The sequence below is a fragment of the Pseudomonas putida genome, assembly GCF_009883635.2.
In the GTDB taxonomy this organism is placed as follows: Bacteria; Pseudomonadota; Gammaproteobacteria; order Pseudomonadales; family Pseudomonadaceae; genus Aquipseudomonas; species Aquipseudomonas putida_W.
In genome coordinates, this window is record NZ_CP026115.2 from 4,632,989 (window position 1) to 4,653,001 (window position 20,013).

The following is a 20,013-nucleotide window of genomic DNA, read 5'->3' on the forward strand; positions in this document are numbered from 1 at the left end:
TCGCTCAGTAGTGGCTCAGGTGTGCCTGCTTGACCAGGTCCTCGTAAAGGCGCGCGTAGGGTTCCACCGCCTGGCACCAGTTGAACGGCTGGGTCATCGACAGGCAGCGCATGGCGTTGAGCAGGTCCTTCTTGCCATAGGTATAGAAGGCACGGCTGAGGGCTTCGCGGTAGCTCTCGACGGTGGACTCATCGAACAGGAAACCGGTGACGCCATTCTCGATGGTGTCAGCCAGGCCGCCGGTGTTGCGTGCTACCGGCAGCGAACCAAAGCGCTGGGCGTACATCTGGCTCAGGCCGCAGGGCTCGTAGCGCGAAGGCATCAGCAGGAAGTCGCTGCCGGCGAACATGCGCCGGGCGTCGGTTTCGTTGAAGCCGACGCGCACGCCGATACGGCCAGGGTAGCGCAGGGCCAGTTCGCGCATGGCCTGCTCTTCTTCCGGCTCACCGCGGCCGATGATCGCGATCTGCCCGCCTTGCTCGACGATGTAGTCGGCAACGCCCAGGGTCAGGTCCAGGCCTTTCTGGTAGACCAGCCGCGAGACCACGGCGAACAGCGGACCTTCGGTCGGTTCCAGTTCGAACAGTTTGCGCACCTCGGCGCTATTGCGAGCCTTGCCGTCCCAGTCATTGATGCTGAAGTTGTGCTGCAGGTGCTGGTCGGTGGCCGAGTCCCAGCTTTCGTCGATGCCGTTGGGGATGCCGCCGAGCAGGCCTTGCTGGGCCTTGCTGGCCAGGAAGCCATCGAGCCCGCAGCCGAATTCCGGGGTGGTGATTTCCTGGGCGTAGGTGGCGCTGACCGTGGTGATGTGGCTGGAGTAGGCCAAGCCGGCCTTGAGGAACGACAGTTTGCCGTAGAACTCCATGCCTTCCTGTTGCATGGCATGGTCAGGGATCGCCAGCTCCGGGCTGCAACCGCGGCTGTAGACGCCCTGGTAGGCCAGGTTGTGAATGGTGAACAAGGTCGGCGTGTTCAGCCCGCGCCAGTGCATGTAGGCCGGCGCCAGGCCGGCGGGCCAGTCATGCGCATGCACCACTTCGGGCTTCCAGTGGATCTTTCCTTCGCCGGCCGCGATCTCGGCGGCAGCCAGGCCCAGGCGGGCAAAACGAATGTGGTTGTCGGGCCAGTCGCGGCCGTTGTTGGCGCCATAGGGGGTGCCGTCGCGCTGGTACAGCTCGGGGCAGATCAGCACATAGATGACCAGCCCGTCGGCCATGTCCATGCGGCCGATCTTGCACGGCGGCAGGGCCGCGTGGCCGCCGAGTTCGCCGACGATATGAATCGGGTTATCGCTTTCCATCACCTGGCGGTAGCCGGGGATCAGCACCCGCACATCGTGCAGGTGCGCCAGCGCGCGGGGCAGCGCCGCAGACACGTCGCCGAGGCCGCCGGTCTTGACCAGGTCAGCGATTTCGGAGGTGACGAACAGGATCTTGCGCTTGTTCGGGTTGTGCTGGCGCTGGGCGCCGGGTGCCGTGCCTGTCTTGGCGAAGTCCGGGGTGAGCGGCTCGCGGTTGTCCGGGTTGAATGAATCTACGTGAGGCTCGACAGCGGCACTGATCATACTTCTCTCCGTCCCTAAGTGTTGGCTGGGTGCTGGCACCCATTGCGATCTTTCGTGTTGGTCTCTCTGAATTCTGTAGTTGCGTAAAGCTATCCATGCCCCGAAGTCGTGCGCGCAGGCACAACGCGATCAGCATTCCGGCCGAAGGCGATTGGACTGGTTGGGGTAGGCGGGCCGTGCGAAGGAAGTCCTTTTGCGTTTGGCCTACTTAGTTGCTGACCCGCCACCGTTTCCAAAAGTTCGACTTTTTTACGTCGCTCTTCCTCTGAGCAAATGGCGGGCCGAAACCTGAGTGTAGGAGAGCTGGAGATAAAAAGGTGACCCACTGGTCACTTTCGTTATGACGCGAGATAGACGCAAACGTTGGCGTGTGTGACCGAATGTGAACCGGGTATCCGAGGGTGTGGGCGAAGGTGATTCGATAGGGTGCTTTACGATGGCGAACGGCGTTTTCGTGCACTTTTATGGTGCGCCTGATCCCACCTCACATGACATCAGACATGCTCCAAGGCGGTCCCTGTTGGCGGGCCAGTCTCTCCTGAACCATTGGCGCACGCACCCTTTGCGCATGGCGGGGGACAGGAGAGCGGCGGCAGCGATCCTAGAACCTGCGTGTACTGATCAGTTCGTCCAGTACACGGGTCGGCACACGGAACGGCATCGACATGTGGTCCTCACCAGGCTCGACCTGGAAATCACTGCGCAATCCATACTGCGACAGCGCCTCCAGGCGCAGCTGCAACGCTCGCGCATCCTGAATCTCCTGCGGCATCTCGCGGGCGCCGATCAATAGCGTGAGGCTGCTGTGGGTGAGGTCCAGCTTCCCGTCATGCGCCTTCTTGATGAACGCCCGCTCAGGCTCCATCAGGTACCGGTCACGCCACCACAGGCTCGGGCTGATGGCGATCACATGCTGGAACAGCTGCGGCCGGGTGAACAGGGCATAAACCCCGAACATGCCACCGAACGAGTGCCCGACCAGGCTGCGCTGGTCCTGGTCGACCTTGAAGCGAGCATTGACCTTGGGCATCAGGCGCTTTTCGATGAAGTCCAGGAACAGGTCCTGGCCGCCTTGCGGCGGCGTGTTGCGTTCGGCCGGTTGTGGCGGCGACAGGTCGAAGGCTCGGCGTTCAAAGTCCAGCGGTGTGTCGCTCGGGTAGCCGATGGCGACCAGGATCGAACTGCGCAGGCGATCCTGCGCGCGCTTGGCAGCGTGGAAGGCAGGGAAGTAGGCATTGCCGTCGAGCAGGTAGATCACCGGGTAACCCCCGGTCCAGGGCACATCGCCCTCCGGCAGGCTGACCATGAGCCGGTACTCGCGCCCTTCGGCGCTTTTCATCGTCCATTGCTCGGTGCCGTCCAGGGCCACCGGGGCGGCATGGGCCAGGTTGGCGAGCAGCAGGGTGCCCAGCCAGGCAAGCAGCGTGCGTATCATCATCGGCTCCTTACCAGCGGTAGCTCAGGCTGGTGACCACGCTGCGCGCTTCACCCCGGTAGCAATAGCCTTGCTGGCAGTTGATGTAGCGTTTGTCGAACAGGTTGCGGGCGTTCAGGGCCAGGCGAACGCCGTCCAGGCTGCCGCCGAAGTCGTAGTGCACGCCCGCATCGACCAGGGTGTAGGCTTCGTTTTTCACGGTGTTTTGCGCGTCGCCATAGTTGCTGCCGGTATAGCGCGCACCGCCGGACACCCCCAGGCCCATCGGCAGGCGGTAGTCGAGCCACAGCGAGGCCAGGTGACGCGGTACGTTGAGCGGTTGCTTGCCTTCGTTGCCGTCGTTGCTCTTGGTCACTTCCGGGTCGTTGAAGCTGTAGCTGGCGGTCATCTTCAAGCGGTCGCTGAGGTCGGACACCGCCTCCAGTTCCAGGCCCTTGGACACCTGCTCGGCGGTGGGGATGCTGTTGATCGGGTTGGCCAGGTCGCGGGTCAGCACGTTCTTCTGGGTCAGGTGGTACAGCGAGGCGGTAAGCATCGTCGCGGTGCCGGGCGGTTGATATTTCAGGCCCACCTCGTACTGCTCGCCTTCGGTGGGCTTGTAGTCGCCGGTGCCACTTTGCGGCTGGAACGAAGTGGCGTAACTGGCATAAGGCGCCAGGCCGTTGTCGAACAGGTAGAGCACGCCGACCGAGCCGGTGGTGGCTGAATCGTTGCGCTTGCTGTTGATGCCGCTGAGGTTGTCGCTGCGGCGCACATGCACGAAATCGCTGCGCAGGCCCGCCGAAAGGCGCCAGCGGTCCAGGTCGATCTGGTCCTGCAGGTACAGCCCGGTGCGTTGCTCCAGGCCATCTTCGTCAGCCAGCGGTGTGCCGGGCTTGGCCACCGGTTGATGGTAGTCGGGGGCGAAACGGTCGATCGACGGTGCCGGGCCGCTGGCATACAGCAGCGACGTGTCGATCCAGCCGTAGTCGACGCCGCTGAGCAGGGTGTGATGCAGCGCGCCGGTGTCGAAGCGGCTGACCAGGCGGGTGTCGGCCGACAGCGTCGACATGTCTTCGTAGACGCCCACGGCGTACCGGTCGAGGATGTGCCCTTCGCGCTCCTGATAGGGCTGCAGGTACTGGTTGGTGGTGTCGACCTGGCCGTAGCGCAGGTTCTGCTGGAAGCTGAAGGTGTCGTTGAACCTGTGCTCGAACTCGTAGCCGAACGTCCACTGGCGTTGCTGCAGCTTGTCGAAGTATTCGTCGCCCTGCCAGAAGCTGGTCAGGTGGTCGCCTTGCTGGTAGAGCATTGGCGAGGCGGCGGTTTCACGCTCCTGATACTGCGCCAGCAGGGTCAGGCTGGTGTCGGGGTCGATCTGCCAGCTCAGCGAAGGGGCGATCAGGCGCACATCGTTGTTCAACTGTTCGATGTAGTTTTCCGCATCGCGGTACACACCGACCACGCGATACAGCACGTCCCCCGACGCGTCCAGCTTGCCACCCAGGTCGAACTGGCCTTGCTGATGGTCGTAGTTGCCGGCCTGCACCTGCACTTCGTTCTTCGCCTGCAGACTGGGTCGCTTGCTCACCCGATTGACCATGCCGCCAGGGCTGATCTGGCCGTACATCACCGACGACGGGCCCTTGAGCACTTCGATGCGCTCCAGGGTGTAGGCTTCGGTCTGGTACAGCGACAGCCAGCCGCTGCCGGGCTGGCGCAGGCCATCGAGGAAGTCGGCGCCGATGGTGGTTTCGAAGCCGCGGATGCTGATCATGTCGAACCGAGGGTCCAGGCCAGATGCGCCGACCCGCACACCGGCGGTGTAGGCCACGGCATCCTCGACACGGTCGACCTTGCGGTCGGCGATCTGGTCGGCGGTCACCACGCTGATGCTCTGCGCGGTTTCCAGGATTGGCCGGTCGGTTTTGGTAGCGCTGCTGGCATTGCTGGCGAAGTAGCCCTGCACCGGGGCAAAGGCGCTTTGCCCGGCGCTGGCATCGATGCTGGTCGGGTCCAGTTGCAGGCCAGTGTCACTCTGGCCGGGTAACACCACATAGCCAGCGTTGGTCTTGTGCAGTTCCAGGCCACTGCCGCGCAGGAGCTGCGTGAGCCCATCTTCCAGCGAGCCACCGCCGGCCAGGCCTGGGCTGTTCAAGCCTTGCACGGTTTCGGGCGAGAACGACAAGGTGATCCCGGCGCGCTCGGCGAAGGTGCTCAAGGCCTGCCCCAGCGGGCCGGCCGGAATGCTTGGGGCGGTCGCGGTGGCTGCCTGCGCGCCAGTGGCGAGCAGGGTCAGCGCCAGGCACACGGCGCGATAAAGGGGGCGGGAGGGCAACGGCAGGCTGGCAGGCAACATGGAGCGGTCCATTCAGGGAGTGATCACCCCTAACCGGATGAAATGGCAAAGTCCGACAAAAATTTTTCAAGCCTGGGCGACGACGCGGACCCACCAGCGGGTGTGCTGTTCGATACGCACCGGCAGCAGATGAGTGATGTTGCCCAGCAGCGTGGCGGGTTCATCCAGGCGGAACACCCCGGACAGCCGCAGGTCGGCAATCTGTGGGTCGCAACGCAGCCAGCCACGGCGGTAGCGGCCGGCCTCGGCAAGGAACTCGGCCAGGCGCATGTCATTGACGATCAACAGGCCGCGTGCCCAGGCGAACGGGTCGAGGGCGCCGACGGCCAGGGCTGACAGTTGCTCGGGGTAAAGCGACAGGCCGCTACCCGCCTGCACGCGCAGGGTGCCTGCAGCGGCGCTGACCCGCACTTCACCGCGTTCGACATGCAGTTCGCTGTACCCGTGGCGTTCGCGCAGCACCGCGCGCGCCTGGCTGGCGTCGCACACGCCGTGCTTGCAGCGCACTTGCCAGTCGGCGCCATCCACCAGCACTTCGCCACTGCGCAGGAGGACCTCGCGGCCGTGCACGTCCACGGCACTGTCGGTATTCAGTTGCAACTGCAGGCCGTCCAGCTTCCACAGGCGGCGCTCGCCAACGCCGGTGGCAAGGTCGCTGCGCCAGGCTGGCGGCGCGCTGTCGATCAACAGTGTGGCGCTGCCAGCGGCCAGCCCCAGGCCGAGCAGCTTGAGGGTACGACGGCGGTTCAGGTCGACCTCGGCCTGGCGCAGCAGGGCGGCGGTGCGGGTGGCGTCGGGAAGGTGGTTGTCATGGAAATGCCCACTGACCTGCTGCATGCGCTGCCAGGCCAGTTCGTGACGGGTATCACGCAGGCGCCACGCCTGACACTGGCTGAACAGTTCGACATTGCCCGGGTTGGCGCGCAGGCGCATCTGCCATTCGATGGCCATGCGCACGATGGCTTCGGGCAGGCGCTCGGCCGTGGCGGTCACTCGAAGCAGACCCGGTAGCAATGCAGCAGGGCACTGGCGACATGGCGCTCGACCGTGCGGCTGGAAACGCCGAGCTGTTCGGCGATCTGGCCGTGGCTCAGGCCTGCCAGCTGATAAAGCAGAAACGCTTCGCGGACCGCAGGTTTCAGGCCCTCGAGCAACTGTGCGATACGCTCCAGGCACTGCAACGCCTCGTGGCGCACTTCCGGCGAGGGGTAGCTGGCTGCGGGCAGCTGCGCCAGGGCTTGCAGGTAGGCGCGCTGCAGGGCGTCGCGGCGCCAGTGGTCGACCACCAGGCCTCGGGCGATGCGGGCCAGCAGGGCCCTAGGGGCCTGGGCGCTGATCGGCTGGTTGCGCACCAGCAGGCGCACGAAGGTGTCCTGGGCCAGATCCGCCGCTTGCTGCGAGCAGCCCAGCGATCGCCTCAGCCAGGCGTGCAGCCAGCTGCGCTCGGTGTGATAAAGCACCTCGAGCGGTATGATCGCATCGGTTTCAGGCGTGGCCATGCAGCGCCCCGGGAGCAAGGTTGTGGGAGAAAAGCGCGCACCATAAACGCGAATCGTTCCCAATTCAAACTTTTTCTTTCGCCGGGAGCAGCAATGTGGGAGCGCGAAGCTCCCACCAGAGGAGGGGATGAATCAGAGGCTGACGGTTTTGCCGTCGCTACGCGCCTGCTCCAGCAACATGTGCAACTGAGCGACCTGCTGGCGCAGCTGGTCACGTTCGTCCTTCAGTTTACGCAGCTCATCGCGGCGCATGGAGACATAGAGGGTCTGGGTTGGAGTAGCAGGCATCAAGGTACCCATGAGCACACCTCGCGGTTTTGGCTGGTGACAGTTAAAGCGTAGACGCTTCACGCGGCGCGCATTTTGAATTCTTTCTCTGCTCATGGGAACTTTTTTGTTTAACGTTGTCGCGCCGTTCGTCGCTGAACCCTCGGGCGTCGTGCTGGACTAATCTGAAAAGTTGAACTGTGTTTGTCATCCATTTCGAAAGGGGAGCAACGGCTCATGCAATTGGGAATCGTCGGGCTGGGCCGCATGGGCGGCAATATCGCAAGGCGGCTGATGCGCGCCGGCCACCAAACCGTAGTGCACGATCGTAACCGTGATGCCGTCGATACCTTGCATCGCGAGGGCGCGCTGGGCGCCCATGACCTCGGTGCGCTGGTACAGAAGCTCAAGGCACCGCGCGCGGTGTGGGTGATGCTGCCGGCTGGCGAGCCGACCGAGCAGACCATCGCCCAGCTGTCCGAACTGCTGGAGCCGGGCGATGCCATCATCGACGGCGGCAACACCTTCTATAAGGACGACATGCGCCGTGCGGCCGAGCTGAGCAAGCGCGGCCTGCATTACCTGGACGTCGGCACCTCTGGCGGCGTCTGGGGCCTGGACCGTGGCTACTGCATGATGATCGGTGGCGAGAAGGAGGTCTTCGAGCGCCTGGAGCCGCTGTTCAAGGCGCTGGCACCGGGTGTCGGCGATATTCCGCGTACCCACGGCCGCAACGGTGAGCATCAGCGTGCCGAGCACGGCTACATCCATGCCGGCCCACCGGGCGCCGGGCATTACGTGAAAATGGTACACAACGGTATCGAGTACGGCCTGATGCAGGCCTACGCCGAAGGCTTCGACCTGCTGCGCAGCAAGGGCGGCAACGAGCTGCCGGAAGACCAGCGTTTCGACCTGAACGTGGCCGAGATCGCCGAGGTCTGGCGCCGTGGCAGCGTGGTTACCTCGTGGCTTCTCGACCTCACCGCCGATGCGCTGGTGGCCGACCCGCAGCTGGCGCAGTTCAGTGGCTCGGTGTCCGACAGCGGTGAGGGCCGCTGGACCATCGACGCCGCCGTTGAACAGGCGGTGCCGGTGCCCGTGCTGTCCAGCGCGCTGTTCGCCCGCTTCCGCTCGCGCCAGCAGCAAGGTACCTATGGCGACAAGATCCTGTCGGCCATGCGCCTGGGCTTCGGTGGCCACGTCGAGAAAAAAGACTGATGACCAAACAGACCATTCCTGCTGCTCCGCCCTGCACGCTATTCCTGTTTGGCGCCAACGGTGACCTGGTCAAGCGCCTGCTGATGCCGGCGCTTTACAACCTCAGCCGTGACGGTTTGCTGGACCGCAACCTGCGCATCGTCGGCGTCGACCACAACCCGGCCACGGCCGATGAATTCGCCGGGCGCCTGCATGCCTTCATGCAGGAACGCGACAAAGGCGGCGAGGGCGCTGCCAAGTGCCTGGACGAAAAGCTCTGGGCACGGCTGGCCAAGCGCCTGGACTACCAGACTGGCGACTTCCTCGACCCTGCGACCTATGCGGCCCTGGCCAAGCGCATCGAAAAAACCAGCCACGGCAACGCCATCTTCTACCTGGCCACTTCGCCGCGCTTTTTCCCCGAGGTGGCTCAGCGCCTGGGCGATGCCGGCCTGCTCGACGAGTCTGCCGGTGGCTTCCGGCGTGTGGTGGTGGAAAAGCCCTTCGGCACCGACCTGGCCAGTGCCGAGGCGCTCAATACCTGCCTGTTGAAGGTGATGAGCGAGCGGCAGATCTACCGTATCGACCATTACCTGGGCAAGGAAACGGTGCAGAACATTCTGGTCAGCCGTTTCTCCAACGGCCTGTTCGAGTCATTCTGGAACAACCACTACATCGACCATGTGCAGATCACCGCCGCCGAGACAGTCGGCGTCGAAACCCGTGGCGCGTTCTATGACACCACCGGTGCCCTGCGCGACATGGTACCCAACCACCTGTTCCAGCTGCTGGCGATGGTGGCCATGGAACCACCGGCGGCGTTTGCCGCCGATGCCGTGCGTGGCGAGAAGGCCAAGGTGATCGGTGCCATCCGCCCCTGGTCGGCGAAGATGGCCCTGAAGAACTCTGTGCGTGGCCAATACGTGGCGGGCAAGCAGGGCCGCAAGCCGCTGCCGGGGTATCGCCAGGAAAGCAACGTCGCAGCCGACAGCCAGACCGAAACCTACGTGGCGCTCAAGGTGATGATCGACAACTGGCGCTGGGCCGGGGTGCCGTTTTACTTGCGCACCGGCAAGCGCATGAGCGTGCGTGACACCGAGATCGCCATCTGCTTCAAGCCGGCGCCCTACGCGCAGTTTCGCGAGTCGGAGCTGGAACGGCCCAAGCCCAATTACCTGAAGATCCAGATCCAGCCCAACGAAGGCATGTGGTTCGACCTGCAGGCCAAGCGGCCAGGGCCGGAGCTGGTGATGGAGAACGTCGAGCTGGGCTTTGCCTACAAGGACTTCTTCAAGATGACCCCGGCCACGGGTTACGAAACGCTGATCTATGACTGCCTGACCGGCGACCAGACGTTGTTCCAGCGGGCCGACAACATCGAAAACGGCTGGCGTGCGGTACAGCCATTCCTCGATGCCTGGGCCCAGGTGGGTGAGGTGCATGAATACCGGGCAGGTGAGGACGGCCCCGAAGAAGGCAATGAGCTGCTGACTCGCGACAAGCGCGAGTGGCACAAGCTGGGATGAAAGTGCTTTGTTGCCTGCCCGGGCCTCTTCGCGGGACAGGCAACCTCATAAAGGAGGTTGAATGCCCGCCCACATCGAAGACTACGCCCTGCTCGGCAACTGCCGCAGCGCCGCCCTGGTCAGCCGCGATGGTTCGCTCGACTGGTTATGCCTGCCGCGCTTCGACGCCCCGGCCGTGTTCGCCGCGCTGCTGGGCAACGAGGAGAACGGCCGCTGGCGCCTGGCACCCAGCGACCCCGTCGAGCACTGCAGCCGCCAGTACCTGGGTGACACCCTGGTGCTGGAAACCACCTGGGTCACCGCCAGCGGCCGCGCTCGGGTGCTCGACTTCATGCCGCTGGACGAGGTCAACTCGGTGGTGCGCATCGTCGAGGGGCTGTCGGGCGAAACCAACTTTGAAATGGACTTGGTGCTGCGCTTCGACTACGGTCGCAGCGTGCCTTGGGTAGAGAAAATCGACCCGCTGACACTCAGCGCGGTGGCTGGCCCCGATCGTGTGATCCTGCGCAGCAGCGTGGTACCCCACGGCCTCGACCACCACACCGTCGCCCGTTTTCGCGTGGGGGCTGGTGAGCGCCAGCTCTTCAGCCTGCGTCACCAGCCCTCGCACTTGCCGGTGCAGCCCGACTGCGACATCGATCAGGCGCTGCAACACACCCTCACGCACTGGCAGGCGTTTGCCGACCGCTGCCCTGAGGTGGGTCCCTACACCGCCCTGGTGCGCCGCTCGCTGCTCACCCTCAAGGCCATGACCTACGCGCCCACCGGCGGCATCGTCGCTGCGGTCACCACCTCGCTGCCCGAACGCATCGGCCACGAGCGCAACTGGGACTACCGCTTCTGCTGGCTGCGCGACGCCACCATGACCTTGCTGGCGTTCATGAACCTTGGCTATTTCGACGAAGCCCAGGCCTGGCGCGAATGGCTGCTGCGCTCGGTGGCCGGCAACCCTGAACAGATGCAGATCATGTATGGCCTGGCGGGCGAGCGCGACCTCACCGAGTACACCTTGCCCTGGCTGGCCGGCTACGAACACTCACAGCCGGTGCGGGTCGGTAATGCGGCGTCGGAACAGGTGCAGCTGGACATCTATGGCGAACTGGCCGACGCCATGTCCCAGGCGATCAAGGGTGGCCTGCCGCGCCACCCACGCAGTGCGGCGATCTCCCGGCTGATCCTGCCTTATGTCGAGCGCATCTGGCGCGACCCTGACGAAGGGCTCTGGGAAGTACGCGGTGGCCGTCAGCATTTCGTCCATTCCAAAGTCATGGCCTGGGTCGCCTTCGACCGTGCGGCGGGGCTGGCCGACACCACCGAGGAAGGCCGCGAGCATGGCCGCCACTATCGGCAGGTGGCTGACGAGATTCATCGGGAGGTCTGCGCGCGCGGCCTTGATGCCGGCGGCCAGCACTTCGTCCAGGCTTATGGCTCGGCCGAGATGGATGCCAGCCTGTTGCAGATCGCCCTGACCGGCTTCTTGCCGGCCGAAGACCCGCGCTTTCAGCGCACCCTGGCGCAGATCGAGCAGCGCCTGCTAAAGAACGGCCTGCTGCTGCGCTACGACAGCGACAGCTGCAGCGACGGGCTGACGCCGGGGGAGGGCACGTTCCTGGTGTGCTCGTTCTGGCTGGCCGATGTGTACGTGCTGCTGGGGCGCGAGGCCGAGGCCCAGGCGCTGTACGAAAAGCTCACCGGGCTGTGCAACGACGTCGGCCTGCTGGCCGAGCAGTACGACCCTGCCGGCAAGCGCATGCTCGGCAACTTCCCCCAGGCATTCAGCCATATCGGCATCATCAACACGGCGCTGAACCTGCACCGGGCGCAGTGCCCGGTGCGGGACAGGGCACGTTGTGGCTAGGGGCGCATCCAGTACCGGAGTAGACTAGGGCAACCCCCATTCGGCAAGGAGTACGCATGAGCCTTCGTGGCCACGTTCGGCAGATCGACAACATCGAGTTCAACGTCCGCGACATCGCACGACGGGAAATGTGGAAGGCCCAAGCCTGATGGCCAACCACAAGATCGAAATCCGCCGTCGCAATATCGAGAAGATCCTCGTCGCTGCGGAAAAGGTATTCGCCGAAAAGGGCTATGGCGCTACCTCGATGGGCGACATCGCCGAACAGGCCGAGCTGCCGCGCTCCAACCTGCATTACTACTTCAGCACCAAGGACGAACTGTTCCGCGCGGTACTGCAGGACCTGCTGGATGTGTGGAAGCAGGACGCGCTGTGCTTCGAGAACTTCGATGACCCGAGGGTGGTGCTGACCAGCTACATCCGCGCCAAGATGGGCCATTCGCGGTCACGGCCGCTGGGTTCGAAGATCTGGGCCGAGGAAATGCTGCATGGGGCGCCGGTGCTGGGGGTGAACCTCGCTGAGAGCCTGGTGCCTTGGGCGAAGCTCAAGGAAGACAAGATTCGTCGTTGGGTGGCGGAAGGGCGCATTCTGCCGGTGGAGCCTTCGGCGCTGCTTTACATGATCTGGGCCTCGACCCAGCACTATGCCGATTTTGGTTATCAGGTGACGTTGCTGAACGAGGGTGAGCCCTTGTCGGACCTGGCGTTTGAAAGTGCGGTGCAGACGGTGACCTGCGTGATCTTGCGCGGAATAGGCCTGGAACCCTGAAGCGGTGTTGCAGGCTGACGCGATCTTTTGTGGGAGCGGCCTTGTGTCGCGAAAGGGCCGCAGAGCGGCCCCGGCAATTTGTGCGATACCGCCGAACCTTGGGGCCGCGTTGCGGCCCTTTCGCGACACAAGGCCGCTCCCACAAGGCCAGGCAGCAAACTCCTCAGCTGGCCTCGCGGTAGGGGTTGCGCGGATCCTGGGTCCAGTTCAGGTAAGGCTTGCCGGTATCCTGCGCCACCATTTCGATGCAGTTCTCCACCGGGCAGGTAATCTGGCACAGGTTGCAGCCCACGCATTCGTCCTCGATCACGCTGTAGGCATGGGTCCCGTCAGCCTTCAAGGTGCTGGCAATCGCCTGGTGCGAGGTATCCTCACAGGCAATGTGGCAACGCCCGCAACCGATGCACGCCTCCTGGTCGATCTGCGCCACCGACTTGTAGTTGATGTCCAGGTATTTCCAGTCGGTGGTGTGCCCCACGGCCTGGCCGCGGAAGGCCTCCAGATTGCGGTGGCCGCGCTGGTCCATCCAGCGCTCCAGGCCATCTTTCATGTCTTCGACAATCCGAAAACCATGCAGCATCGCCGCCGTGCACACCTGCACCGCACCGCTGCCCAGGGCGATGAATTCGGCAGCATCGCGCCAGTTGCCGATTCCGCCGATGCCGCAGATCGGTAAGCCTCGGGTTTCCGGGTCGCGAGCGATTTCGGCAACCATGTTCAGGGCGATCGGCTTGACCGCCGAGCCGCAGTAACCGCCGTGGGTGCTCTGGTCGCCAACGATGGGGTGGGCGACCATGCGGTCCAGGTCGACGCTGGTGATCGAGTTGATGGTGTTGATCAGTGACACCGCATCCGCACCACCGCGATGGGCCGCGCGGGCCGACTGGCGTATGTCGGTGATATTCGGCGTGAGCTTGACGATCACCGGCAGCGAACAGTGCAGCTTGCACCAGCGGGTGACCATCTCCACGTACTCCGGCACCTGGCCGACCGCCGCACCCATACCACGCTCAGGCATGCCGTGGGGGCAGCCGAAGTTCAGCTCGATGCCATCGGCGCCGGTGGCTTCCACCAGCGGCAGGATGAATTTCCACGACTCCTCCACGCACGGCACCATCAGCGACACGACCAGTGCGCGGTCGGGCCAGTCCTTCTTCACCTGGGTGATTTCCCGCAGGTTGATCTCCAGCGAACGGTCGGTGATCAGCTCGATGTTGTTGATGCCCTGCACCTGGCGATTGGGCCCGTAGTGCGCGGAATAACGTGACGACACGTTGACTGCCGCCGGGTCCTCGCCCAGGGTCTTCCAGACTACGCCGCCCCAGCCCGCCTCGAAGGCACGGACCACGTTGTAGGCCTTGTCGGTCGGTGGCGCGGAGGCCAGCCAGAAAGGGTTGGGCGCCTTGATGCCGGCGAATTCGATGGACAAGTCGGCCATTTACGCTGCCTCCACGTTGAGCATGAGTTGGGCATGGATGGCTTCGGCGGCCAGCTTGCCGTGTTGCACGGCCTGGACGGTGAGGTCCTGGCCCAGGGCGGTACAGTCGCCACCGGCGTACACACCCGGGAGGCTGGTGCGCATGTGGTCGTCGACGCGGATACGCTCGCCGTCGCGGGCCAGTTGCGCGGCGACCGGGTCGCCGAGGCTGGCATCGTCGAAGCGTTGGCCGATGGCCTTGAAGATGGCGTCGGCGGGCAGCTCGAACGTTTCGCCAGTGTCGCGCAGGCGGCCGTCGGCCAGTTCGGTGCGCATGAAGCGCATGCCGCGTACGCGGCCGTCGTCATCGAGCAACACGGCGTCGGGGCGGGCCCAGGTGTGCAGGCGTACCTGGTTGGCCTTGGCGATGTCCTGCTCATGGCCGGTGGCACCCATGTCGGCGTGGCCGCGGCGGTACACCAGGTTGACGTCGCGGGCGCCCAGGCGGCTCATCTGCACAGCCATGTCGATGGCGGTGTTGCCGGCGCCGATCACCAGGCAGCGGTCGGCCAGCGGCAGTTGCGTCAGGTCGTCGGCCTGGCGCAATTCGCGGATGTACGCGGTGGCGGCGAGCAGGCCGGGGGCTTCTTCGTCTGGCAGGCCGAGTTGGCGCACGGCGTTCAGGCCCAGGCCGAGGAACACCGCGTCGAACTGGTCGCGCAACTCGCCGAGGCCGAGGTTGGCGCCCAGGCGTTGGCCCTGACGGATTTCGATACCACCGATGCCGAGCAGGAATTCCACTTCGCGCTGGGCATAGTCGTCCACCAGTTTGTAGCGGGCGATGCCGTATTCATTGAGGCCACCGGCTTTCTCGCAGGCCTCGAACACCACCACGTCATGGCCGTGCATGGCGAGCCGATGGGCGCACGACAGCCCGGCGGGGCCGGCACCGACCACGGCGATGCGCTTGCCGGTGCTGGGCGAGCGCTGGAACGGGTGTTCGCTGAAATGGGCATTGTCCAGGGCGTAGCGCTGCAGCTGGCCGATCAGCACCGGGGCGCATTCCTCGGCGTTGTTACGCACACAGGCCTGCTGGCAGAGGATTTCGGTAGGGCACACGCGGGCGCAGCTGCCGCCGAGGATGTTGGCCGACAGGATGCGCTCGGCGGCGCCTTGCAGGTTCTCGTCGCTGATGCGGTGGATGAACGAGGGGATGTCGATTTCGCTCGGGCAGGCGTTTACGCAGGGGGCGTCGTAGCAGTACAGGCAGCGGGCGCTCTCGACGGCCGCCTGGCGGGCGGTGAGGGGTGGGGCCAGGTCGGTGAAGCGCTCGGCCAGCTGGTCGCTGCCGGCGCGCGGGCGCGGCAGATGGTTCAGGGCATCGATCACGGTTGTAGCCTCTCTTTTTTATATGGGGCTTGGAACGAGGGCGCTGCGCGCCCTATCGCCGGCAAGCCGGCTCCCACAGGTACGGTGGTGTCCTTGAGGAAAATGCTGTCCCTGTGGAAGCTGGCTTAGCCCAGATAGCCTCAGCGCTGAACGGGTGTCGGGCGCTGTTGCTCGGCGCGTCGGCCCAGCACCTCGTACACCGAGGGGTAGGCCGGGCGCTCCACGTAACGACCAGCGCCAGGCTCGGCGCGCAGGTCGCCATCGGCCCAGAGCACCTTGCCTTGGCTGATGGTGTGGCTGGGGATGCCGCGCACGGTGCGGCCTTCGAAGATGTTGAAGTCGACCCGCTGGTGGTGGGTCTGGGCGGAAATGGTGCGCGTGCCCTGCGGGTCCCACAGCACCAGGTCGGCGTCGGCGCCGACGCGAATGGCGCCCTTGCGCGGGAACAGGTTGAAGATCTTCGCGGTATTGGTCGAGGTCAGCGCGACGAACTCGTGCATCGACAGGCGCCCGCTATTGACCCCGGCGTCCCACAGCACCGCCATGCGGTCCTCGATGCCGGCGGTACCGTTGGGGATGCGGCTGAAATCGTTGCGGCCCATGGCCTTCTGCTCGGCGCAGAAGCAGCAGTGGTCGGTGGCGGTGGTGTGCAGGTTGCCCGATTGCAGGCCGCGCCACAGCGCCTCCTGATGCTCGCGCGGGCGGAACGGCGGGCTCATCACGTAACCGGCGGCGGTCGCCCAGTCCGGGTGGCGGTAGACGCTGTCGTCGATCAGCAGGTGGCCCGGCAGCACTTCGCCGTACACCGGCTGGCCCTTGGCCCGGGCATAGGTGATTTCGTCCAGCGCTTCACGGCTGGAGATGTGCACCACGTACAACGGCGTGCCGATGGTCTCGGCAATGCGGATGGCGCGGCTGGCGGCTTCGCCTTCGACTTGTGACGGGCGCGACAGCGGGTGCGCCTCAGGCCCGGTCAGGCCCTGGGCCAGCAGCTTCTGTTGCAGGTGGTAGACCAGCTCGCCGTTCTCGGCATGCACCGTGGGCACGGCGCCCAACTGCAGGCAGCGTTCGAAGCTGGCCACCAGGGTGTCGTCGGCCGCCATGATGGCGTTCTTGTAGGCCATGAAGTGCTTGAAGCTGTTGACCCCATGCTCGTTCACCAGCTGGCCCATCTCCTCGGCGACCTGCTCGCTCCACCAGGTGATGGCTACGTGGAAACCATAGTCGGACGCACTCTTCTGCGCCCAGCCGCGCCAGGTGTGGAAGGCCTCCAGCAACGACTGCTGCGGGTTGGGGATGACGAAGTCGATGATCGAGGTGGTGCCACCGGCCAGCCCTGCGGCGGTGCCGCTGAAGAAGTCCTCGCTGGCGACCGTGCCCATGAAGGGCAGCTGCATATGGGTGTGCGGGTCGATGCCGCCGGGCATCAGGTACTGGCCGCTGCCGTCGAGGATCTCGCAGTCGGTAGGGGCTTCGAGGTCTTTGCCAATGGCGCGGATCTGGCCATCGACACACAGGACATCGGCGGGATAGCTCTCTTCATGGGTAACCACGGTGGCGCCACGGATCAACAGGGACATGCCGTCTTCCTCGCAGGCTGACCGGTCTTGGCCGGTTCTTGGAATTGTTTTATTGGTCAGTGCCTGAAGGCGGGTTCAATCCTGTCAGGCCTGACAAGAATCGAGGCTAGTTGCTGATTGGTATTTGAGCAAGAAAATATTCCAGATAAACCTTGTGGTCATTATGTTGCTGATAAATATGAATAAATTAAAAAAACGTGAAGCGCGCGGTGCCATCCATGCATGCTGTCGGACTTGACAGGATCAAAAAATAAGCAAGATTTTCTACGCGAATCCAGCAGTTTCCAGCGTGCGTTTACTCCGGCCATCGCATTAGCCCGATGAGCATACAAATACAAGAAATCTGGAGAAGGCCCCATGCAACAGAGCAGATCGGAAGTGATCGAGCAGGCAGGCCTGTTCGAGCTGTCTGCGGGCAGTGACGTTCTCGACAGCCCGCGCTACAACCACGATATCGCACCGACCAAGGTGCACCAGCGCACCTGGAACAAGTGGCACATCACCGCGCTATGGGTGGGCATGTCCATCTGCGTGCCCACCTACACCCTAGGCGGCGTGCTCACGGCCTACTTCGGCCTGAGCGTGGGTGAGGCGCTGCTGGCGATTCTGCTGGCCAACCTCATCGTGCTGATCCCGCTGACCCTCAACGCGTTCCCCGGCACCAAGTACGGCATCCCTTTCCCGGTGCTGCTGCGCTCGTCGTTCGGCATCCTTGGCTCCAACGTGCCGTGCCTGATCCGCGCGGTGGTGGCCTGTGGCTGGTTCGGCATCCAGACGATGTTCGGCGGCCTGGCCATCCACCTGTTCCTTGGCTCGATCTTCGACGGCTGGAAGGCACTGGCCGGTACCGGCGAGGTGATCGGTTTCATGATCTTCTGGGCGTTGAACTTGTGGGTGGTGCTGCGCGGTGCCGAGTCGATCAAGTGGCTGGAAACCCTGTCGGCACCGCTGTTGGTGGCGGTCGGCTTCGGCCTGCTGTTCTGGGCCTTGCCGCACATGTCGATGACCGAGCTGCTGGCCCAGCCACCCAAGCGCCCGGAAGGGGCCAGCGTGGTCGGTTACTTCTGCGCCGGGCTCACGGCCATGGTCGGTTTCTGGGCCACGTTGTCGCTGAACATTCCGGACTTCAGCCGTTATGCGAAAAGCCAGAAGGACCAGATTCTCGGGCAGATCTTCGGACTGCCGCTGACCATGTTCCTGTTCGCCTCGCTGGGCGTGATCATGACGGCGGCTTCCGCCTCGCTGGTGGGCGAGACGGTGTCCGACCCGGTCAGCCTGATCGGCAAGATCCACAGCCCCGGCTGGGTGGCGCTGGCCATGGCGCTGATCGTGATCGCCACCCTGTCGACCAACACCGCCGCCAACATCGTCTCGCCAACCAATGACTTCCAGAACATCGCCCCGCGGCTGATCGGACGCAGCCGTGCGGTGTGGCTGACCGGTTTCATCGGCCTGGCGTTGATGAGCCACGAACTGCTGAAGAAGCTCGGCTGGATCGTTTCCGACCTGAGCCTGGAGAGCGTCTATTCCAACTGGTTGCTGGGCTACTCCAGCCTGCTCGGGCCGATCGCCGGGATCATGGTGGTGGACTACTTCCTGATCCGCCGTCAAGGCCTGGACCTGGCCGGGCTGTACCGCGACGACGTGTACCCGGCGTGGAACTGGGCGGGTTTTGCCGCCTTTGCCTTGCCGGTGGCGCTGACCGTGCTCGCCATCGGCAACAGCCGTTTCAGCTGGTTCTACGACTACGGCTGGTTCACCGGGTCGCTGCTGGGCGGGGCGCTGTACTACGCCCTGGGTGGCCTGGCGGTGCGCGGGCCGGCGATCGCGCCAGTACAAACCAATAAAAATGCCTGAGGAGAAACACCATGAGCCCATCCCAGCCTGTGCTGAAATCCACCGAACGCCATGTCGACAGCGAGCGCCTGTGGCAATCGCTGATGGACCTTGCCCGTCTCGGCGCCACGCCCAAGGGTGGCGTATGCCGGCTGGCATTGACCGACCTCGACCGCCAGGCCCGCGACCTGTTCGTACAATGGACCGAGGCCGCCGGTTGCTCCGTCAGCGTCGATGCGATGGGCAACATCTTCGCCCGTCGCCCAGGGCGTAACCCCAAGTTGCCACCGGTGATGACCGGCAGCCACATCGACACCCAGCCAACCGGCGGCAAGTTCGATGGCTGTTTCGGCGTAATGGCCGGGCTGGAGGTGCTGCGCACCCTCAACGACCTGGGCATCGAGACCGAGGCACCGCTGGAGGTGGTGGTGTGGACCAACGAAGAAGGCTCGCGCTTCGCGCCCTGCATGATGGGATCGGGCGTGTTCGCCGGCAAATTCACCCTGGAAGAAACCCTGGCCAAGCGCGATGCCCAAGGCGTGTCGGTCGGCGAGGCGCTGAACGCCATCGGTTATGCCGGCCAGCGCGCGGTGCTCGGCCACCCGGTGGGTGCGTACTTCGAAGCGCATATCGAACAGGGGCCGATCCTTGAAGACCAGGCCAAGACCATCGGCGTAGTGCTCGGCGCCCTGGGGCAGAAATGGTTCGACCTGACCCTGCGCGGCGTCGAAGCCCACGCCGGGCCGACGCCGATGCACCTGCGCAAGGACGCCCTGGTAGGCGCCGCGGCCGTCGTCGAAGCAGTCAACCGCACCGCCCACGCGCATCAGCCACACGCCTGCGGCACGGTCGGTTGCCTGCAAGCCTACCCCGGCTCGCGCAACGTGATCCCGGGCGAGGTGCGCATGACCCTGGACTTCCGTCACCTGGAAGGCGATCAGCTGGATGCGATGATCGCCGAGGTGCGCGGGGTGATCGAAGCGACCTGTGCCAAGCACGGCCTGAGCCATGAACTGGTCCCCACGGCAGACTTCCCGGCGCTGTATTTCGACCGCGGTTGCGTCGATGCCGTACGCCAGTCGGCGCAGGCCCTCGGGCTGCCGCACATGGACATCGTCAGTGGGGCAGGGCATGACGCGATCTTCCTCGCCGAGCTGGGGCCGGCGGGTATGATCTTCGTGCCTTGCGAGAATGGCATCAGCCATAACGAGATCGAGAACGCCACGCCCGAGGACCTGGCGGCAGGTTGCGCGGTGTTGCTGCGGGCCATGCTGGCGGCTTCGGAGGCGATCGCCAGCGGGCGCCTGGCTGCCTAGGCCGGTACCGACCTGATTGCCG

The 20,013-nt window shown here is 64.6% G+C and carries 15 protein-coding genes; 6 read left to right on the plus strand and 9 right to left on the minus strand.

What is annotated here, in order from left to right; translation table 11 throughout:
• Positions 1-4: 4 nt before the first annotated feature.
• From glgA to C2H86_RS21080, 6 genes are all read right to left on the minus strand, one after another.
• Positions 5-1,564 (minus strand): glycogen synthase GlgA, encoded by a 1,560-nt coding sequence (glgA, locus tag C2H86_RS21055; RefSeq protein ID WP_159409648.1) that lies wholly within the window; start codon positions 1,562-1,564, stop codon positions 5-7.
• 601 nt (positions 1,565-2,165) lie between these two features.
• Positions 2,166-2,999 carry an alpha/beta hydrolase gene (locus tag C2H86_RS21060; protein WP_159409649.1) on the minus strand — a complete coding sequence of 278 codons (834 nt, stop codon included), beginning with the start codon at positions 2,997-2,999 and terminating at the stop codon, positions 2,166-2,168.
• Positions 3,000-3,009: 10 nt separating this feature from the next.
• The gene (locus tag C2H86_RS21065) at positions 3,010-5,337 is read right to left on the minus strand and encodes a TonB-dependent siderophore receptor (RefSeq protein ID WP_240349616.1); all 2,328 of its coding nucleotides are present in this window, start codon (positions 5,335-5,337) and stop codon (positions 3,010-3,012) included.
• Between the two features lie 66 nt (positions 5,338-5,403).
• On the minus strand, positions 5,404-6,330 hold the full coding sequence (locus C2H86_RS21070; protein ID WP_159409651.1) for a DUF4880 domain-containing protein: 927 nt from the start codon (positions 6,328-6,330) through the stop codon (positions 5,404-5,406).
• Positions 6,327-6,836 carry a sigma-70 family RNA polymerase sigma factor gene (locus C2H86_RS21075; RefSeq protein ID WP_159409652.1) on the minus strand — a complete coding sequence of 170 codons (510 nt, stop codon included), beginning with the start codon at positions 6,834-6,836 and terminating at the stop codon, positions 6,327-6,329. The genes C2H86_RS21070 and C2H86_RS21075 overlap by 4 nt, the downstream gene beginning before the upstream one ends.
• Before the next feature lie 132 nt (positions 6,837-6,968).
• A complete protein-coding gene (locus tag C2H86_RS21080; RefSeq protein ID WP_240349617.1) occupies positions 6,969-7,136 on the minus strand; it encodes a DUF6026 family protein in 168 nt (55 codons plus the stop codon).
• 204 nt (positions 7,137-7,340) lie between these two features.
• Between C2H86_RS21080 and gnd the strand changes: the two genes are divergently transcribed.
• The 4 genes from gnd (at position 7,341) to C2H86_RS21100 (ending at position 12,453) form a co-directional block, all read left to right on the plus strand.
• Positions 7,341-8,321: a phosphogluconate dehydrogenase (NAD(+)-dependent, decarboxylating) gene (gnd, locus tag C2H86_RS21085; RefSeq protein WP_159409653.1), complete on the plus strand. Its 981-nt coding sequence runs from the start codon at positions 7,341-7,343 to the stop codon at positions 8,319-8,321.
• On the plus strand, positions 8,321-9,826 hold the full coding sequence (zwf, locus tag C2H86_RS21090; RefSeq protein ID WP_159409654.1) for a glucose-6-phosphate dehydrogenase: 1,506 nt from the start codon (positions 8,321-8,323) through the stop codon (positions 9,824-9,826). Before gnd ends, zwf begins: the two co-directional genes overlap by 1 nt.
• A 61-nt stretch (positions 9,827-9,887) precedes the next feature.
• Positions 9,888-11,684, plus strand: coding sequence for a glycoside hydrolase family 15 protein (locus C2H86_RS21095; RefSeq protein ID WP_159409655.1), 1,797 nt, complete (start codon positions 9,888-9,890; stop codon positions 11,682-11,684).
• A gap of 148 nt (positions 11,685-11,832) precedes the next feature.
• Positions 11,833-12,453 (plus strand): TetR/AcrR family transcriptional regulator, encoded by a 621-nt coding sequence (locus C2H86_RS21100; protein WP_159409656.1) that lies wholly within the window; start codon positions 11,833-11,835, stop codon positions 12,451-12,453.
• Between the two features lie 163 nt (positions 12,454-12,616).
• Here C2H86_RS21100 and preA read toward each other — a convergent pair whose 3' ends face one another.
• The 3 genes from preA to hydA all read right to left on the minus strand — a co-directional run bounded on the left by preA (position 12,617) and on the right by hydA (position 16,839).
• Positions 12,617-13,891, minus strand: a complete 1,275-nt coding sequence (gene preA, locus C2H86_RS21105; protein WP_159409657.1) for an NAD-dependent dihydropyrimidine dehydrogenase subunit PreA — start codon at positions 13,889-13,891, stop codon at positions 12,617-12,619.
• Positions 13,892-15,259 (minus strand): NAD(P)-dependent oxidoreductase, encoded by a 1,368-nt coding sequence (locus tag C2H86_RS21110; protein WP_159409658.1) that lies wholly within the window; start codon positions 15,257-15,259, stop codon positions 13,892-13,894.
• Positions 15,260-15,399: 140 nt separating this feature from the next.
• On the minus strand, positions 15,400-16,839 hold the full coding sequence (gene hydA / locus C2H86_RS21115) for a dihydropyrimidinase (RefSeq protein ID WP_159409659.1): 1,440 nt from the start codon (positions 16,837-16,839) through the stop codon (positions 15,400-15,402).
• A 357-nt stretch (positions 16,840-17,196) separates the two neighbouring features.
• Between hydA and C2H86_RS21120 the strand changes: the two genes are divergently transcribed.
• Positions 17,197-18,696 carry an NCS1 family nucleobase:cation symporter-1 gene (locus tag C2H86_RS21120; RefSeq protein ID WP_159409660.1) on the plus strand — a complete coding sequence of 500 codons (1,500 nt, stop codon included), beginning with the start codon at positions 17,197-17,199 and terminating at the stop codon, positions 18,694-18,696.
• 11 nt (positions 18,697-18,707) lie between these two features.
• On the plus strand, positions 18,708-19,991 hold the full coding sequence (locus tag C2H86_RS21125) for a Zn-dependent hydrolase (RefSeq protein ID WP_159409661.1): 1,284 nt from the start codon (positions 18,708-18,710) through the stop codon (positions 19,989-19,991).
• Positions 19,992-20,013 lie beyond the last annotated feature (22 nt).

Coding starts and splice junctions, on each gene's coding strand:
- glgA (WP_159409648.1), bottom strand. CDS start 1,564: ATGATCAGTGCCGCTGTCGAGCCTCACGTAGATTCATTCAACCCGGAC.
- C2H86_RS21060 (WP_159409649.1), bottom strand. CDS start 2,999: ATGATACGCACGCTGCTTGCCTGGCTGGGCACCCTGCTGCTCGCCAAC.
- C2H86_RS21065 (WP_240349616.1), bottom strand. CDS start 5,337: ATGTTGCCTGCCAGCCTGCCGTTGCCCTCCCGCCCCCTTTATCGCGCC.
- C2H86_RS21075 (WP_159409652.1), bottom strand. CDS start 6,836: ATGGCCACGCCTGAAACCGATGCGATCATACCGCTCGAGGTGCTTTAT.
- C2H86_RS21080 (WP_240349617.1), bottom strand. CDS start 7,136: ATGGGTACCTTGATGCCTGCTACTCCAACCCAGACCCTCTATGTCTCC.
- gnd (WP_159409653.1), top strand. CDS start 7,341: ATGCAATTGGGAATCGTCGGGCTGGGCCGCATGGGCGGCAATATCGCA.
- zwf (WP_159409654.1), top strand. CDS start 8,321: ATGACCAAACAGACCATTCCTGCTGCTCCGCCCTGCACGCTATTCCTG.
- C2H86_RS21095 (WP_159409655.1), top strand. CDS start 9,888: ATGCCCGCCCACATCGAAGACTACGCCCTGCTCGGCAACTGCCGCAGC.
- C2H86_RS21100 (WP_159409656.1), top strand. CDS start 11,833: ATGGCCAACCACAAGATCGAAATCCGCCGTCGCAATATCGAGAAGATC.
- preA (WP_159409657.1), bottom strand. CDS start 13,891: ATGGCCGACTTGTCCATCGAATTCGCCGGCATCAAGGCGCCCAACCCT.
- hydA (WP_159409659.1), bottom strand. CDS start 16,839: ATGTCCCTGTTGATCCGTGGCGCCACCGTGGTTACCCATGAAGAGAGC.
- C2H86_RS21120 (WP_159409660.1), top strand. CDS start 17,197: ATGCAACAGAGCAGATCGGAAGTGATCGAGCAGGCAGGCCTGTTCGAG.
- C2H86_RS21125 (WP_159409661.1), top strand. CDS start 18,708: ATGAGCCCATCCCAGCCTGTGCTGAAATCCACCGAACGCCATGTCGAC.